This is a genomic window from Bacillus sp. 0209A (assembly GCF_036765095.1).
In the GTDB taxonomy this organism is placed as follows: domain Bacteria; phylum Bacillota; class Bacilli; order Bacillales; family Bacillaceae; genus Bacillus; species Bacillus subtilis_G.
Map to the genome: position 1 here is coordinate 117,777 of NZ_JBAIZV010000001.1, position 16,067 is coordinate 133,843.

The window sequence follows — 16,067 nt, forward strand, 5'->3', positions numbered from 1 at the left end:
TTCAACGTTTTTTTCAGGTGAAATTTAAATTGACTTGAGAAAAATATTAATTTCACCTTCTTTTTCAGGCGCAGCAAAGATTAAATAACAGATAAAGAGAATAACACTTATAAAGAAGTTCCTCATAAAAAAGGCTTGTTTTCCGCTATAGGGACTGCTCTTCTATGTTTTTCGGGTATAGGCGGTTGAAAGCTTAACAATTTTTCCATTCAAAAATTTAATTTAAACTTTTGGCAAATAAAACACGAATAATGTTTACGTCATGACAACCACTATAGATGGATCAGGTTACCGAAAAACATAAAGTGATCATTCCACCTTCTCATCATGCACATAATAAGGTACATGCAATATCCAAGCTCTCTTAGGGGCTTTTCTATTCGCTAAAAACATAACCAGTTAACGGAAAGCCCTTTGTGGCTCTCTTCTTATTTCTCAGATTGTTTGTCATTGAGTAAAAAAATTAGTACCTTTTCAATTTCCTTTTCTAAGTCATTATTTAAATCGAATAATGTTCCACAACCGCTTCCTATAAATCCACCGTAGTAATACCATAAATCAATTGTAAATGCGTCTATATCTTCATCTTCATTGGCTGTTAAAATTCCATAATTAATTGTGATTTGGGAACGGTATTCTTTTTCCAAGCACCTCTCAGCTGTTAAATCACTTATCCCATCTCCATCTATATCTCTATAAATTTTGATGCTAAGGTTACGTTTGCCCTGACTTTCAAAAACATCTGTATATTTACGTTGCAGTTTTTCTGCTACTACTTCCCCTAAGCCTTCCAACACATATATTTTTTGTTTTAATTCTAGATTTATATCCTTCTCTAGAATATGCAAATAGCCATCAGCGTCTGGACTTTGATTTTTCTGTATCTTAAATAAACGTCTTAAAGCTTTCCGCACAGCGTTGTCCTCCTTATAGGGAACTCTCGGCTATTGTGGCTGATATACCAACTATGGTATATACAGGATACTTTATATTTGAGACATATTCAAAACTGCTTAGATAGCGAGCTTTCAGGAGTGCAATACATAAAATCATTTTATGAAGATTAGGCTGGCATTGCTGACCAATCAATTGATCTTGATTAAAATTGCTTCTTTAACGAGTGTATTCTTGGTAGCTTGGAGGAGGCCGACTTATCTACATAGAAGAATCTTAGACCATGGCTAATGTTATTTCAATATCAAATTCCATTATGTCTTAACAGAATAAGAGATTTCTAAATGTATACTCGACGTCACGACCTTAGATATCAAAAGAAGATTTTAAAGATGAGTTACCTTCTGCTAAGAATAAGCGCAAACTGCAGGCGAGATGATGAAAATTCAGCGTCAGAATACGGTCTAAAATTAGCAAACGAACAAATGATTTAAACTGATTATCAAACACTCATGAAGGCAAGAGCAAAAGACAAAAGAACCCGCACCTATATTTTTTGCATGCTGAATATAATTCTCAACTAAGATAGATATAGTTAGTGCTTAATCGTACTAAAATTTCACTTTACAAATAAGTTTTTTAAAACTCTTATTTTATTTAATGAGAGATTGGTATTCCACTTTAAACTTTTATTGGTAATGAAAGTGCTAGAAATTGTACTTTTGATCAAATGCTTCTTCATTGCGGCATTGCTGCAAACATAAGTTTGTTATTAAAAACAGAAATTAATTCTGTATCAGTTTATTCAATATGTTAATTTTACTTTGGTCTTTATTATTCTTCTTTGTTCTTCTATAGCCATCTAACAAAGAATTATTATAAATCTTGAGGTAATCATCAATAGTTATCAAATGATATCTCGCTCCGTAATCTTCAAAAACCTCTAGGTTATTATAGTCTACATCTGCAAATGGTTTTAAATCCTCTATGTACGCAATGCCTATATTAGTATTAGTTTTCTTAAATTCATGCTCATGTAAATCAACCATTTTATAACCTTGCAGTTCCATAATTTTTTTTAGTTTTTCCCACTTTTCCTCTAAAAAAAGTAAAGGAATAAGGATATCAATATCTTCTGGGGAAAAATCCAACCCAGTTACCTTTTCAAGACCTAAAGAGCCATATAATAATGGAATGATATCTAATTCTTTATTAAGAGTTTTAGCTATATTTATAAATTCATTATACTATTTCATTTTTTATATCCCCAATATGTAGTGATTCATTATTTAAGCATTAATTGCCCCTTGAAGTTTCAAGTCCTCAAATTCTTCCATATGGTGAATATCCCCAAACTCATTTAACCCCTTTTTTTCTAATCAGAAAGATTGAAGCATTAGTACTTAGAATTGGTTTGGCTGCACTGGGCTATTTTTTAAAAAATAGCCTGCATTTTTACAATTAACGATTCTTTTATCTAAAAAGCTTTGAATACTGAATTAAAGAATATCAGCAATATAATGATGGCTAGTACAACAACAATCTCAAAAGTATGTGAACTGCCATCTTTTTTTTCTTGTTCTGTCTTCTCTCTCATTTGTTCCCTATATTTTCTTTGTATTTCATCCTTTTTTCTATTCACCTTACTCGACCCCTTTCAAAATAAAGAAAAGCCATTCTGAATTATTCTTCATGAGGTCAAATCCAATTTTTTATATGGCACCGTTATTCCTTAAATGTATCATGAGTTTGTGGATTGTGATAACTTAGATTGCTGTCTTTGCCTTGTTTTGCAGAAAAACTGAGTCCCAGACCCAAAAGATAAAAGCAAATGAAATGCCAAATAAGTGAATTTCGTATGATAATAGAATCCCTAAGGTGTTCATTGGATCAGTGATTAAAGCGAAGAATAACCATACTAAGAAGGAAAAGAATAAGTATATGAATAAATATTTCAGGCTAAATCTTTTTGGCTTACGATTTATTAAGTATTGAACAGGTGTTGCAAAGATTAAATAAAAGATATAGAGAATAGCACTTATTAGAATGTATGGATAGTAACCATCATAATCAATGCCAAAAACATAAACAGCAGCAGCTGATAACGCAGACAAGACATGAACAATAAAGATCCTTAAAACTTGCATGTTTATAACCCCTTTCATGATGAATGCTTCTACAACATTATCTAGATCCTTCCTTAAAATCCCTTACAATATATGTTTTAACTTAAACAATTTGAAATATCACAAACATTGTATCTTCTGCCGATTGTTTTATGTACAATAGCCGGTTCTTCTCCATTAAAGAAACGCACAATGGCCTCATCAAATTCAATTGGTTGATTTACCACGTATCCTTCTTTTAAAGCCCTAATAAACAAATACGGATCATCTTTATATAACTGATAAAGAATGTTAGCATATTGTTCGTTCTTGTCTCTAAGTATAGGTCTTTGTCTGATAAATTTAATTTGTTTCTAAAGTATTAAATTGCTTCATCTTGCTCTTTAGAAATAATGTTTGGCATTTTTCTATTCTCCTTTTTATATAATGTTTTAATACACACTAAATTGGGTAAAAATTTGTAGAGGTGATTTCTTTGAATAATGATCATAAAGTTACTCATTACTCATCATTTATTTTTTCAACAATCATGGTTTTACTGGTCGCCATCTTTCCACAATACACTTCTTGGTTTGTAACAGTTTTCTTCCTAGGTTTTGCACTTATTTATACATTCCAAAGACATAAAACAAGTTCTTCAAAAGCAATTTCTTATATTTCGTATTTATTATTCATCGTTTCATTGACTTACACTTTAGTCAATATGTAGTATTAATCCTCCCTTTCTGGAAGGTTTTTTTGTTTAAACTTATTTATCAGCAGCTTTTGGGCCACCTCTTTTCTTGCGATCTTTGTCTTCATAAATTGTAACATTGTGGCGTGTCATTAGTGTCGCCCCGGCCATTTTAAACTCTTTACGATCTTTAAAATAAACAACAGGATATTCTCCTAAAATAACCATATTTGCTAAACCCGCTAAGTAAGATGACCCATCCCCCAGAAGTAATAAGAAGACAAATGAATTCTTATCTGTAGAACGACAAGGAAATAAAGATACTATAATAACTTACTTCAAGCCAAAACATCCAAATAAAAAAGCTGGTTATAATTATTATAAAAATAAATAGGAACTTAAAGAGGGATTGCTATGGCAAAATTATATACATGTTTAATTTGCGGATATAAAGGATTAATTCACAACCCCTTAAACAATGATGGTGAGTATCAAAAAACATTTGATATCTGCCCTTGTTGCGATTTTGAATACGGCTACAGTGAAGATCATGACGTAAGCTTAGGTTTTATAGTAACTCCAGATCACTTAGTTGAAGCTGCAATTCAGTTATACCGAAAACAGTGGATTGAGAATGGAATGAAAATTGCAAATCCTGAAGATATTCCAGAAGAATTAAGAAACGGTGACTGCTTAAAATTTGAAGTGTTGTTAAAGCAATTGAATAGCCTAAATCTCGATACAGAAAAATTTGAAATTAAGGGATTTAATGGTTATTAACGCAGATTCAAGCCCCAATTTTGGGGGCTTTCTTATTATAGTACAGTCTACCAGAAAACTGTTGAATGTATAAATATCAGTGAACTTTTTCTTTCTTCATATTCCCCTAATCAACACTTCAACTTCTTTAACCTCAACCGTTTGCTGCATCACATTCCTCCTTTTTGATTTTCGTGTATCAAGCCTGTACAATATTCAAAAACCCTAAAGGATGATGAACATGTGTGGCAGGTTCACTTTATTCTCTGAGTTTGATGACATCATCGAACAGTTCAACATAGATCAATTTTTGTCTGAAGATGAATATTACCCAAGCTATAATGTCGCTCCATCACAAAACATCCTGACAATCATCAATGACGGATCTAACAACCGGCTGGACAAACTTAGATGGGGTCTTATCCCTCCTTGGGCTAAAGACGAAAAGATCGGCTATAAAATGATTAATGCTCGTGCTGAAACATTGTCCGAGAAACCCAGCTTTCGAAAGCCGCTCGTAAGCAAACGTTGTATCATACCGGCTGACAGTTTTTATGAATGGAAACGCCTTGATCCAAAGACTAAGATTCCTATGCGGATTAAGCTTAAATCATCCAATCTCTTTGCTTTTGCCGGATTATATGAGAAGTGGAAAACTCCAGAAGGTAATCCTTTATATACTTGCACAATCATTACTACAAAGCCTAATGAGCTTATGGAAGGCATACATGATCGAATGCCCGTTATCCTAACTCATGACAACGAAAAGGAATGGCTCAATCCTAAAAATACTGATCCTGACTATCTACCAAGTTTACTGCAGCCTTATGATGCTGATGACATGGAAGCATACCAAGTTTCATCTTTAGTGAATTCACCTAAAAACAATTCACCTGAGCTCATTGAATCCCATTAAGTACCACTGCCATATCGCTTTATATATCTAAGTAGGAGGTGATATTTTGTTTGTATCGCCAATGCTATTGCATTCAATAAAGGAACCATTTGACGACGGTAGCTATATCACTGAGCATAAAGTATCTCAATAAATGGTAATGTACAATATTAAAAAATATATCCACGTACTTATATAACATGCGTTTTTACCTAATTCATTACGTGTACATAATTATTTCACTGTACATAAATAACCGATGTTAACGAATATATTTGTACAGAAATTTCTCAATGATAATAAATGATTAGGGGGTAGTGGTTTCATGCCGCCCGGGACCAACGCCGCTAAACTTCGAAAGTTTAAATACTGCATTTAGGTAATCTATGTTAATTTAAAAATGTAGCTTTGAAATAAGGTTTGAGCAAAAATACCTTACAAATCCTTATTTTACGATAAATAAATAGAAGCCATTTTGAAAAAAGATTGATCAAAATGGCTTCTTCTTCATTAGATTTTAGTTTGGTTTTTATAATAAAGATTAATCATTTTCTACCTATGTTGTTCAACAATCGCGCCCGTTTGTTGAAGACCATTAACAGAGTTTTTCTATTGCGTTTCCTTTTACTCGGGTTCTAATAATTTTGCTTTCTTGTATAAAAGTTTCGGATTTAATAATACTAGGTCGCCCCATAGCGACTCCTTGAATAATCTTATAGCTGTTCCAACCATCTTTTAACGGGTAGAACACCTTATTTTCGGTTAAATATGCCCCTAATGCAGATGCGGCTACACCAGTTGCCGGATCTTCGTTGTATCCAGCTCTCTTAGGAAATTGACGTGCCTGGACATATTGCTTGCTTTCCTGCTCAATGGCAAAAGGATAAAACCCAGTAGTGTTAAACTCATCACATAATTTCCAAAGGTATTCAAAATTAGGTTTAAGATTGTTAAGAGTTCTCACCCTTTTTAAAGGAATAATTAGTTTATAACGAGACGTAGAGACAGATTGAATAGGAAAATTATTTATGTCATCTATTCCAATACATAATGCTTTACATATTTCTTCTACTGTAGGATTTACATTCAAAAATTTGGGGGAGAATTGTTCAACATTAACATCTAAATTCGATCCTTTTACTTCCCATTCAACTTTAACAGGCCCTAACATTGTCTCCACTATAGTCGGTGAATGTTTTATCATACCTCGGTTAACGAGAACTGTAATGCTTCCTATAGTCGCATGGATGCACATTTCCATCTCATGTAATGGAACAAAGAAACGAATCTTTACATCACAATCAGAACGAGTTGATTTTAAAACGAAGGCTGATTCATGAGCAAAATCCTTTGTCATCTTTTGCATTTTATCTGTTGTTAAACTATCTGCATTCAAAACAACAGGACACGGGTTACCTCCACCGTTTTCCAGAGAAAACACTGTTGTATTTACAACTTCATAACACAATTTTCTAACCCCCCTTTGCTTTAAGCTTCATTTTAACATCATTTTCCTTCCTAGTTAATCTTCAACAATATGGCCCTTTAACGGAACAACTCTATTGTCACTCAACAGTTTTTTAATCCACTTTCAACTTCAGATGTTCTTTTTCTTTCAATATAAAAACACCCCTTTAGATAACCAATCCAAAGGGGTGAAACGGTACAACTTTATTTTTTATGAAATCTGGCAAGGTACAAAAGACAGTTGGTTACAGGAAGAATTGCCAAATCCTTATCGAAAAAAATATGAAGAAGTTGTTGGTGATCTGCTTGAGGATAGAATAATAAGTTGGTTAACCCCAAACGGAGAATGGGGAAGTAATTTAACGAATGTCAGTCGCTGATTTAAACTTGGCCAGTTATCTTTAGGCAGATTTAATAGGAAGAATAACTGTTTATAGTCACTGTTTTTTAAGGTGTTTTCAACTTGAAGGACGTTTTCTAATACGTCTTTCATTGATTCTATCATCATCTTCAATTCATCTTCAATTACCAAGCTAATCAACTGATAACTCCATGGCAATACCTCTGTTGGAATACCCTCTTGTCTATAAGCACTATATGAAGATCGCAACTTTGTTAAGCAAAAGGGCGCGATTGCGGAGTGAAAAAAGCCCAATTTTTCAAATTCAATACTTAGAAATTGGGCTTTTAAATATTAGCATTTTCCTGACCTTACGCTACCCCTTATTAAGTTTGCATTTCTAATTTTCTTAATATTGCTCAATTTCAATAATATCTCCTAATTTTAAAATATGTTTTTTAGTCGAGTAATCAACAATTCGCAATTCTCTTTTTAGCTGGTCGATATAATGAATATTACCGACAAGTTTCTTCATTTCCCCTTTTTGATAGAAGGTGAATTGTAGAATAATGTTCCCTTCCATAGCCCCGCAGATAATTTCATTAAATTCTTCAGATTTTTTGTTCATCCAAAACCGTTTTTTTGACTTTATCTAAACTTTCATTATATTCCCTTAGTAATTTTACATATTTAGGTAACACCATGGAAACCCACTTAATACGACCTCTGTCACGAATCACCTTAAAACGCCTACTTTTCCATTACATTTTGTGTGACATTATATAAAAAGACTTCCCGAAACTGGGTTTTAAATTAAGTTCTTGACATTGAATATAAATTTGATTGTTCCTCGATCTCTAAGCATATCGCTCACTCCTTTATTGATCTAATATTAACAGAACAAATGTTCTCTATTCACCACAAACAAGAACAAAGGTTCGATGTAAATGTTGGTAATAAATAAAACTCCCTTATAAAAGGGGGTGGTTAATTAGGAGCAAATCAAGTTGCCATATTACTTAGGGTTTCATTGAAAGAAATGTACGACAAAAATGCTGTCAAAGTTATCGCAACGCTTCGCTTCTGCTATCATCCTCTAATTAAAATTGCAATGGATTTAGTTAGAATTCCAGATATAAAACATACAACTGTCATGATAGTCACCCAGATCAAAAAAGTCGGCTCTAACCCTATTTCAATTAGCATAAAAACTAAAGAGAGTACAAATATAATCAAGGTTGTTATCCATACTCTTTTGAAGATAAAGTATCCTATTATCCCTAAGATAAATGATACAGCCGGCAGTACAAGTAGTATTAAAAATGCAGGACCACCCAAATGAGATATCCTCCTAATCTTATTCATTATGCAATAATTCAAAACGTGCAATTTCCCATTCTTTTTTTGCTTTTAATGGTGTTGTATTAACCTTTTTCCCTGATTTTAAGTCATAGGAGGTTATTTCCCCTAAGACATTCTCTTTTTGCATGTCAAACCCTTTGATAAGGACGTACATTTTACTATCATCAAATTTAATATCATTCAATAACATTTCACTATTGCCCGCATAGAATTTGAAAGATGTTTTCTTATTTAGATTTTCATCAAAAAAGCTAACTTTTCCATTGTATGAGACAGCAATGATAATATGAATATACCAAAACATGATCGGCAGAAACTAACTCAAAACGAATGTCTTAGTCTTCTGTATAGTTTTTTCATTCATTCCTTCTTTTCTTAGTATTTTAACATATTACCATTCTTGTCAAGATGATATTAAGAATAAACAAGAGAGGAAATTAAAGTTTGTTTTACATGAAGTCTTTAAGTTGATCCAATATCATCTCAGTATCTTCGTTTTTGGACTTTCCTACCTCCTGAGCAGCTTCTCAAACTATAGTTCTTAAATTGTTCGACTTTATTTAGTGTGTGTACGAAGAAACAATTGACATCAATACATCAGCCAATTCAAAACCCATATCACCTTTTGCTCCTATGGCATTTTCAGTAAGAATGTGCAGTATCCACTCTAGGTCTTCGACTTCTTCTTTCTGTATAGCATCAGGATCATTTAGATCAATAGTATGAATTTCATCAAAATCTAAGTTATCGTATTCATGAATTTCATCTTCGCATTCATATGTGTATAGCTTAGATAAAAATTCATTAAATAAGTCTGCAATCCTAAAGTCTGTATTTAATTCAAGGTCAAAATACTGTACAGGTGTATTCTCATTAGTTTGGCGATAATCTAATACAACCCATTTGTGTCCATCTCCCTGTATGAACAACAGTTTTTGTGGTAGCCCCTCAACTTCAATATGGTCGTCTGACCAAGATGTTTCCTGATTTCTTGGGAACGCATTAAAATTAAATCAATCCACCATTTTGTTATGATCAATTTTTTATATTCTTAAGGCAAAGTTAAATTCATCTTCACTGATGTCCATTAACCTTAAAAGGATCATATTCAATGTTCTCCCAAATGACTCTCATTTATTACCTCCTATAGGTTGTGTAATAAATACACCAATGCTTCTAAATTTGTAATGTTTTATGTCCTCAATCGTAGAGTTAGATTTCTAATTTCAAATATTTTTGGTCATAATTTGGTCATTGACCAAAAATGCTAATTTCTCATTCTATTAATCAAAATCAAAAAATCCCCTGACACCAATAGTGCCAAGGGATTGAAAGATTAATACTGAGACATATACTGTTCGCGTTCCCAAGGATGAACTTGTGTGCGGAACATATCCCATTCGATTTCTTTTGACTCGATGAAATGTTCGAATAGGTGCTCGCCTAGCGCTTTGACCATGACTTCGTTTGATTTGAATTCTTCTAGCGCTTCCGCAAGTGTTGCTGGAAGGTCGACGATTCCGTTTTCCATGCGCTCTTCTTTGTTCATCACGTAGATGTTGCGGTCGATTGGAGCTGGCGCTTCCAGTTTGTTTTTGATTCCGTCTAAGCCTGCAGCAAGCAATACGCTGAGTGCAAGGTACGGGTTAGCAGCTGGGTCTACGCTGCGTACTTCAACACGTGTGCTGATGCCGCGGGAAGCCGGGATACGGATAAGCGGGCTTCTGTTTTGCGCGCTCCATGCTACGTAGCAAGGTGCTTCATAGCCAGGGACAAGACGTTTGTAAGAGTTCACAGTCGGGTTTGTTACTGCTGTAAAGCTTGTTGCGTGCTTCACGATACCTGCAATGAAGTGTTTCGCTGTTTCACTTAACTGAAGATCAGCGTTTTCGTCATAGAATGAGTTAACGCCATCTTTGAAGAGTGATAGATTGCAGTGCATACCGGAACCGTTCACACCGAACAACGGTTTTGGCATAAATGTCGCATGCAGACCGTGTTTGCGGGCAATTGTTTTGACAACTAGTTTAAACGTTTGGATGTCGTCACAAGAGCGGACAGCACCAGCATATTTAAAGTCGATTTCGTGCTGGCCAGGCGCAACTTCATGGTGAGACGCTTCGATTTCAAAGCCCATCTCTTCAAGCTCAAGTACGATATCACGGCGGCAGTTTTCTCCCAAGTCAGTTGGAGCCAAGTCGAAATATCCGCCTTTGTCGTTTAGTTCAAGCGTCGGCTCGCCTTTTTCGTCTAATTTGAATAAGAAGAATTCAGGCTCAGGTCCGAGGTTGAAATCACTGAAGCCGAGGTCTTCCATTTCTTTCAGAATCCGTTTTAAATTGTTTCGCGGGTCACCTTCGAAAGGTGTACCATCCGGATTGTAGATATCACAGATGAAACGTGCTACTTTACCTTTTTCAGCTGTCCATGGGAAGATAACAAATGTATTCAGATCTGGATACAGGTACATGTCTGACTCTTCGATGCGAACGAATCCTTCAATAGAAGAACCGTCAAACATGACTTTATTATCAAGCGCTTTTTCAAGCTGGCTTACAGGAATTTCAACGTTCTTGATTGTTCCAAGAATGTCAGTAAACTGAAGACGGATATACTTCACGTTTTCTTCTTTGACTAATTTTACGATATCTTCTCTAGTGTACTTTGCCATTTCGTAAAACTCCTCCTCTTAAAAGGTAAATGTATATAGCAAAACAGTTGCTAACGGATTAATGAAAGAAGCGGGACATGTCGCCTTGGCGGAATGTATTCCCTCGTTGAAAACGGCCGGCTTGCATGAGCTCGTTTTTCAGGAGCTGTCTCAGTTCGTCATCGGACAGATCATGTTTCATTGGTTTTTTCGTCTTCTCGTTTTGTTTTTGCTCTGGTTCGGCTTCTGCTTTCGCCAGAATTTGTTTAATCCCTGCCATGTTTACACCTTGTTCTATCAGGTGCTTGATTTCTAACAGTTTATCTACATCATGGAACGAAAATAATCGTCTATTCCCTTCGCTTCTCGCTGGAAATATCAGTCCATTTTCCTCATAATATCGAATTTGTCTTGCTGATAACTCAGTTAACTGCATGACAATTCCTATTGGAAATAAAGGCATTGAGCGGCGAATATTATCACTCATCTCAATTTCCTCCTTTTCTTAACTTAGTTTCATTATAGGTGATGTTATATTTTGTGTCAATAAGATGTAAGGATTCTTAACATCAAATTCAGTGAAATTTTTAAAAAATTTAAATTAATTTCTTTTCCATGAGTGAATCCACTGCACTGCAGATGGCATTCTTCACATGAGAATAGGTTAATCCTCCCTGAACATACGCTACATACGGCGGGCGGATAGGGCCATCTGCTGATAATTCGATGCTTGCTCCTTGGATAAATGTGCCTGCTGCCATAATGACATCATCTTCATATCCCGGCATGTAGGCCGGATAAGGCGTAACGTGCGCATTGATCGGTGAGGCATATTGAATCGCCTGGCAAAAGGCAATCATTTTTTCTCTGTCAGAAAACTCAACAGATTGAATCAAATCCGTTCTTTTCGCATCCCATTTCGGGTTTGAAGTAAAGCTTAGTTTTTCTAGGAACCTTGCTGTAAACACAGCTCCCTTTAAACTTTGGGACACAACGTGAGGCGCCAAAAAGAAGCCTTGATACATTTCTTGGAGCGAATAAAGAGATGCCCCTGCTTCCCTGCCGATGCCCGGTGACGTCATACGGTATGAGCAAGCTTCAATCCATTTCGCTTTTCCGACGAGATAGCCTCCTGTTTTCGCAAGGCCTCCGCCGGGATTTTTAATGAGAGATCCCGCCATCAGATCGGCTCCGACATGGCAAGGCTCAAGCTCTTCTACAAATTCACCGTAACAATTGTCCACAAATACGACCAGGTTTTCATTGATTTCTTTTACGAAACGGATCATTTCTTTTATTTCACTGATTAAGAAAGAAGGACGATTCGCATATCCCTTTGAGCGCTGAATGCCGATTACTTTCGTCTTCGGATTGATCGCAGCGGCGACTGCATCATAGTCTATTTTACCGTCTTCCGTCAGATCAACCGCATTGTAGCCGATTTGAAAATCCTTTAATGATCCAGCGTTTTCTCCGCCTCTGACGCCCACAATTTCTTCTAGCGTATCATATGGCTTGCCCGTTATATAAAGGAGCTCGTCCCCCGGTCTGAGAACACCGAAAAGAGCAATCGAAATGGCGTGTGTGCCTGAGATAATTTGCGGTCTTACCAATCCCGCTTCTCCGCCAAACACATCCGCATAAATGCTTTCAAGCGTATCTCTTCCGATATCATCATAGCCGTATCCAGTAGACGGCGTGAAATGAGTGTCGCTTACTTTGTGTTTTCTATAGCTTTGAAGCACTCTCCATTCATTGCGCTCACTGATTTCTTCTATTTGTTTATGAACGCCGGCAATGTCCGCTTCCACTTCCATTGCCGTTTTTTTCAATAATTCTCCGTGTGTTAATGTGTCAAACATGTTTTTGTATTTCCTTCCTACATATACTTCTTTAATTCACCGATGATGCTTTGCTCTTCTTGTACATAGCCTGATATGTCGTACCGTTCATTTTCTTCATCAAAGCAGAACCGGTCAACCATCGTTTCCGATTTGATTCTAGAAAGAAGCTTCCCTTCACTTGCCGGCACACGTGCTTCAAAAGATGTTAACAGTTCTTGGCGCAAATAGCGCTGAATCGCTTCTTTAAACGTATAGGCGTCTTCCTCAAATTTCGCACTGACCATAATGTGATCTCTCCCGGCCGTCGGAATAAAATCAGGCAGCTTTTGATCACGCTTATTGTAAGCCGTCAGCATAGGGATGTCATCGGCTTCAAGTTCCTCAAGCAACCGAAGCACCGTTTTTTCGTGTCCCGGGTAATCCTCATTTGAGGAATCAATCAAATGCAGGATCAAATCCGCTTCTTTGACTTCCTCAAGCGTTGACCGAAATGCAGCAATCAGTGTCGTCGGAAGATCCTGAATAAATCCTACTGTATCTGACAGAAGTACGCTGTAGCCGCTTGGCAGGACCATTTTTCTGGTCATCGGGTCCAGTGTGGCAAACAGAAGGTCTTCTTCATAACTGTCTGCACTTGTCAAGCGATTGAACCATGTAGATTTCCCTGCGTTTGTGTATCCGACAAGCGCAATTTGAAGCACGCCATTTTTCTTTCTTCTTTCACGGTATCGGCTTCTATGGCGAGTGACAGTCGAGAGCTGTGTGTTGATTTCATGAATACGATTTCTGATATGGCGGCGGTCAGTTTCCAGTTTTGTTTCCCCGGGACCTCTCGCCCCGATTCCTCCGCCTTGCCGGGAGAGATTAATTCCTTGCCCCGTCAGACGCGGAAGTGCATATTGCAGCTGAGCCAGTTCAATCTGGAGTTTGCCTTCTCTCGTTCTCGCCCGCTTTGCGAAAATATCTAATATCAATTGCGTGCGGTCAATCATTTTCACTTCAATTGCAGTTGCCAATGACTTCAATTGACTTGGCGATAGCTCATCATTAAAAATAAGGAGATCAGCTTCAAGCTCTTCCACCAATGCCTTCAGCTCTTCTACCTTTCCTTTTCCTATATATGTAGCGGCGTCAGCCCTGTTCCTTTTTTGAGTGACGCTGGTCAATACGGTTCCGTCTGCTGTTTTTGTCAGAGATGCAAGCTCTTCCATAGAATTTTCAAAATGCTCATCCGTGATATGCGGCAGCTGACATCCGACTAAAATGGCTTTTTCCTGTCTTGTTTCCTGTTCGTTCAAATGGATGTTCCTTTCTTTTGCATATTGGGCAGTAGTATTATCATACCAAACCCTGCATGTGTATACCACAAATCGACTGCTTTGAAAAGTTAGAAATACAGCAAAAAACAGACCTCTCGAAAACTGAGAGGTCTATACAGAGCCAGACGCTTCTTCTTTAATGGAGAGATCTTGGCTTTTAATGGTCATCAAGTCGCTCTTTAAGTATTGATCGCCCATTAAAAGCCTCATGGCTTGCGCTCTGATCGATTTTTCGATCACATTTCTGACAAAACGGCCATTGCTGAATTTAATGGGACTTGTTGTGCTTTTCACTGTCATTAAGTAATCTTTCAATTTCCATTCCGCTTCTTGACTGAGCTGGTATTCTCTTTCTGCGATCATTCGTTTCGCTATCTCCATGAGCTGGGTGACAGAATAATCCGGAAAATCAATGGAGATGGGAAATCTTGATTGGAGACCGGGATTTAATGAGAGAAAATGATCCATCTCCCGAGAATATCCGGCGAGGATCAAAATAAACTCATGCTGTTTATCTTCCATATGCTTGACGAGCGTATCGATCGCTTCTTTCCCAAAGTCCTTTTCGCCGCCTCTTGCCAGCGAGTAAGCTTCGTCTATAAACAAAATGCCTCCTAATGATTTTTTGATTAAATCTCTCGTCTTTTGGGCGGTGTGGCCGATATATTCCCCGACCAGATCAGCCCGCTCTGCTTCTATCAAGTGGCCTTTTGACAAGACATTCATTTCAAAGAACAGCCTGCCGATCAGCCGAGCAACCGTCGTTTTTCCTGTTCCCGGATTTCCTTTAAACATCATGTGCAGCGCTTGCTTCCCCACCTTCAAGCCTTGCTCCGCGCGTTTTTGGTTTACAAAAATCCAAGCGTATATTTCCTTGATGTTACGCTTCATTTCCTCCATCCCAACCAACGTGCTCATCTCTTTTTCCATTTCCTTTAAAATACCGTGCTTCGCTTCGTTTTTTTGCAATGCAGCTTGATATTCCGCCTCTGCCTCAGCATTCGTCAGCACCTGCTTTTGTCCGTTAAGAATAATGTTGATCTGTCCGTTGTTTTTATATGTCACAGCGCGCTCCAACATTTTCACCTCTCTGTTCTCTCTATATGATATTCAAGCGGATGCCCTTTGTGACAAACGCCTATCATGTGTCGAAACAATTGCTTTTATCGGGAATGATAAGGAATCTTGCGCTTTCCCGAGAAATACTTTATTTCTTATTGTATTCAAGGACATGGGGTGGACAAACCAAGAGATTTTGTTTTTAACAATTTTGTAAGGAACACCGGAGATATGCCTTTGACAGATAAACCTCATTATCACTATTTACTCAATATCAGGTTTCTATCATCCCTTGAGGGACATTTCCTATATCGCTTTTAACAGCTCAAACAAATTTGTCAGCTGAAGAGCCCACCAGAGCTCCTTCGCGCACCCTGTTTAGAATAGCGCTTTCGGTTTTGAACAGGAACCAAGCCAAAACTCGGTTAATTTGACGCCCTCATTCGGCCTAAGATACCCGAGATATTTCTTTTTCTTCTATTAATAAAGAGATGTCTTCAGCGACACGTTTTCCTTCCCTTTTTCTTCTCAGCATATAGGAGCTCTGCGCATTCATTTACGTTTCAAATACCTGATGCAAAGCCGAAGACCAGATGGAATCAGCGGAAATCAAGCCGCCCCCATCATACTAATACTCACAAACAAATGATTTTTTCACATTTTTCATTCAGAGAGAATC

19 protein-coding genes and 3 pseudogenes are annotated in these 16,067 nt (G+C 37.0%); 6 read left to right on the plus strand and 16 right to left on the minus strand.

Annotation, left to right across the window (positions count from 1 at the left end; genetic code table 11):
* Positions 1-428: 428 nt before the first annotated feature.
* The 5 genes and pseudogenes from V6D44_RS00420 to V6D44_RS00440 form a co-directional block, all read right to left on the minus strand.
* Positions 429-914, minus strand: a complete 486-nt coding sequence (locus V6D44_RS00420; protein WP_087993895.1) for a hypothetical protein — start codon at positions 912-914, stop codon at positions 429-431.
* Positions 915-1,679: 765 nt separating this feature from the next.
* The gene (locus V6D44_RS00425) at positions 1,680-2,129 is read right to left on the minus strand and encodes a hypothetical protein (RefSeq protein WP_253269160.1); all 450 of its coding nucleotides are present in this window, start codon (positions 2,127-2,129) and stop codon (positions 1,680-1,682) included.
* A 242-nt stretch (positions 2,130-2,371) separates the two neighbouring features.
* Positions 2,372-2,536, minus strand: coding sequence for a hypothetical protein (locus V6D44_RS00430; RefSeq protein ID WP_202327644.1), 165 nt, complete (start codon positions 2,534-2,536; stop codon positions 2,372-2,374).
* Between the two features lie 124 nt (positions 2,537-2,660).
* The gene (locus V6D44_RS00435) at positions 2,661-3,059 is read right to left on the minus strand and encodes a UPF0715 family protein (RefSeq protein WP_333516210.1); all 399 of its coding nucleotides are present in this window, start codon (positions 3,057-3,059) and stop codon (positions 2,661-2,663) included.
* A 59-nt stretch (positions 3,060-3,118) separates the two neighbouring features.
* Positions 3,119-3,423, minus strand: a pseudogene (locus tag V6D44_RS00440) (hypothetical protein).
* A gap of 72 nt (positions 3,424-3,495) precedes the next feature.
* Here V6D44_RS00440 and V6D44_RS00445 point away from each other — a divergent pair.
* On the plus strand, positions 3,496-3,729 hold the full coding sequence (locus tag V6D44_RS00445; protein ID WP_148961745.1) for a hypothetical protein: 234 nt from the start codon (positions 3,496-3,498) through the stop codon (positions 3,727-3,729).
* A gap of 39 nt (positions 3,730-3,768) precedes the next feature.
* Here V6D44_RS00445 and V6D44_RS00450 read toward each other — a convergent pair whose 3' ends face one another.
* Complete coding sequence (locus tag V6D44_RS00450; RefSeq protein WP_242519855.1) at positions 3,769-3,921, minus strand: hypothetical protein; 153 nt, start codon at positions 3,919-3,921, stop codon at positions 3,769-3,771.
* Positions 3,922-3,964: 43 nt separating this feature from the next.
* Between V6D44_RS00450 and V6D44_RS00455 the strand changes: the two are divergent.
* The 4 genes and pseudogenes from V6D44_RS00455 to V6D44_RS00470 form a co-directional block, all read left to right on the plus strand.
* Positions 3,965-4,087 (plus strand): annotated as a pseudogene (locus V6D44_RS00455) (SAR2788 family putative toxin); the annotation flags it as partial.
* Between the two features lie 20 nt (positions 4,088-4,107).
* On the plus strand, positions 4,108-4,473 hold the full coding sequence (locus tag V6D44_RS00460) for a hypothetical protein (RefSeq protein WP_202327646.1): 366 nt from the start codon (positions 4,108-4,110) through the stop codon (positions 4,471-4,473).
* 220 nt (positions 4,474-4,693) lie between these two features.
* Positions 4,694-5,368: an SOS response-associated peptidase gene (locus V6D44_RS00465; RefSeq protein WP_202327647.1), complete on the plus strand. Its 675-nt coding sequence runs from the start codon at positions 4,694-4,696 to the stop codon at positions 5,366-5,368.
* Between the two features lie 46 nt (positions 5,369-5,414).
* Positions 5,415-5,489, plus strand: a pseudogene (locus V6D44_RS00470) (hypothetical protein); the annotation flags it as partial.
* Between the two features lie 453 nt (positions 5,490-5,942).
* Here V6D44_RS00470 and V6D44_RS00475 read toward each other — a convergent pair.
* Positions 5,943-6,815: a PhzF family phenazine biosynthesis protein gene (locus tag V6D44_RS00475; RefSeq protein ID WP_202327648.1), complete on the minus strand. Its 873-nt coding sequence runs from the start codon at positions 6,813-6,815 to the stop codon at positions 5,943-5,945.
* 94 nt (positions 6,816-6,909) lie between these two features.
* On the opposite strand from V6D44_RS00475, the gene V6D44_RS00480 reads away from it, so the two are divergent.
* Positions 6,910-7,194 (plus strand): hypothetical protein, encoded by a 285-nt coding sequence (locus tag V6D44_RS00480; protein ID WP_202327649.1) that lies wholly within the window; start codon positions 6,910-6,912, stop codon positions 7,192-7,194.
* 369 nt (positions 7,195-7,563) lie between these two features.
* Here the strand turns inward: V6D44_RS00480 and V6D44_RS00485 are convergent, their stop codons facing one another.
* The 9 genes from V6D44_RS00485 to spoVK form a co-directional block, all read right to left on the minus strand.
* Positions 7,564-7,782: a YolD-like family protein gene (locus V6D44_RS00485; RefSeq protein WP_242519856.1), complete on the minus strand. Its 219-nt coding sequence runs from the start codon at positions 7,780-7,782 to the stop codon at positions 7,564-7,566.
* A 461-nt stretch (positions 7,783-8,243) separates the two neighbouring features.
* Positions 8,244-8,519 (minus strand): DUF2651 family protein, encoded by a 276-nt coding sequence (locus tag V6D44_RS00490; RefSeq protein WP_253269115.1) that lies wholly within the window; start codon positions 8,517-8,519, stop codon positions 8,244-8,246.
* Positions 8,512-8,820 carry a hypothetical protein gene (locus tag V6D44_RS00495; RefSeq protein WP_333516211.1) on the minus strand — a complete coding sequence of 103 codons (309 nt, stop codon included), beginning with the start codon at positions 8,818-8,820 and terminating at the stop codon, positions 8,512-8,514. Before V6D44_RS00495 ends, V6D44_RS00490 begins: the two co-directional genes overlap by 8 nt.
* Before the next feature lie 256 nt (positions 8,821-9,076).
* On the minus strand, positions 9,077-9,445 hold the full coding sequence (locus V6D44_RS00500) for a hypothetical protein (RefSeq protein ID WP_242519857.1): 369 nt from the start codon (positions 9,443-9,445) through the stop codon (positions 9,077-9,079).
* Between the two features lie 407 nt (positions 9,446-9,852).
* Positions 9,853-11,187, minus strand: coding sequence for a type I glutamate--ammonia ligase (gene glnA, locus V6D44_RS00505; RefSeq protein WP_087991491.1), 1,335 nt, complete (start codon positions 11,185-11,187; stop codon positions 9,853-9,855).
* A 58-nt stretch (positions 11,188-11,245) separates the two neighbouring features.
* Positions 11,246-11,653, minus strand: coding sequence for a transcriptional repressor GlnR (glnR, locus tag V6D44_RS00510; RefSeq protein WP_003238341.1), 408 nt, complete (start codon positions 11,651-11,653; stop codon positions 11,246-11,248).
* 109 nt (positions 11,654-11,762) lie between these two features.
* Positions 11,763-13,028, minus strand: a complete 1,266-nt coding sequence (locus tag V6D44_RS00515) for a methionine gamma-lyase family protein (protein ID WP_087991490.1) — start codon at positions 13,026-13,028, stop codon at positions 11,763-11,765.
* Between the two features lie 17 nt (positions 13,029-13,045).
* Positions 13,046-14,308 carry a GTPase HflX gene (gene hflX / locus V6D44_RS00520; protein ID WP_087991488.1) on the minus strand — a complete coding sequence of 421 codons (1,263 nt, stop codon included), beginning with the start codon at positions 14,306-14,308 and terminating at the stop codon, positions 13,046-13,048.
* Positions 14,309-14,440: 132 nt separating this feature from the next.
* Positions 14,441-15,409: a stage V sporulation protein K gene (gene spoVK / locus V6D44_RS00525; RefSeq protein ID WP_148961936.1), complete on the minus strand. Its 969-nt coding sequence runs from the start codon at positions 15,407-15,409 to the stop codon at positions 14,441-14,443.
* Between the last annotated feature and the right edge of the window lie 658 nt (positions 15,410-16,067).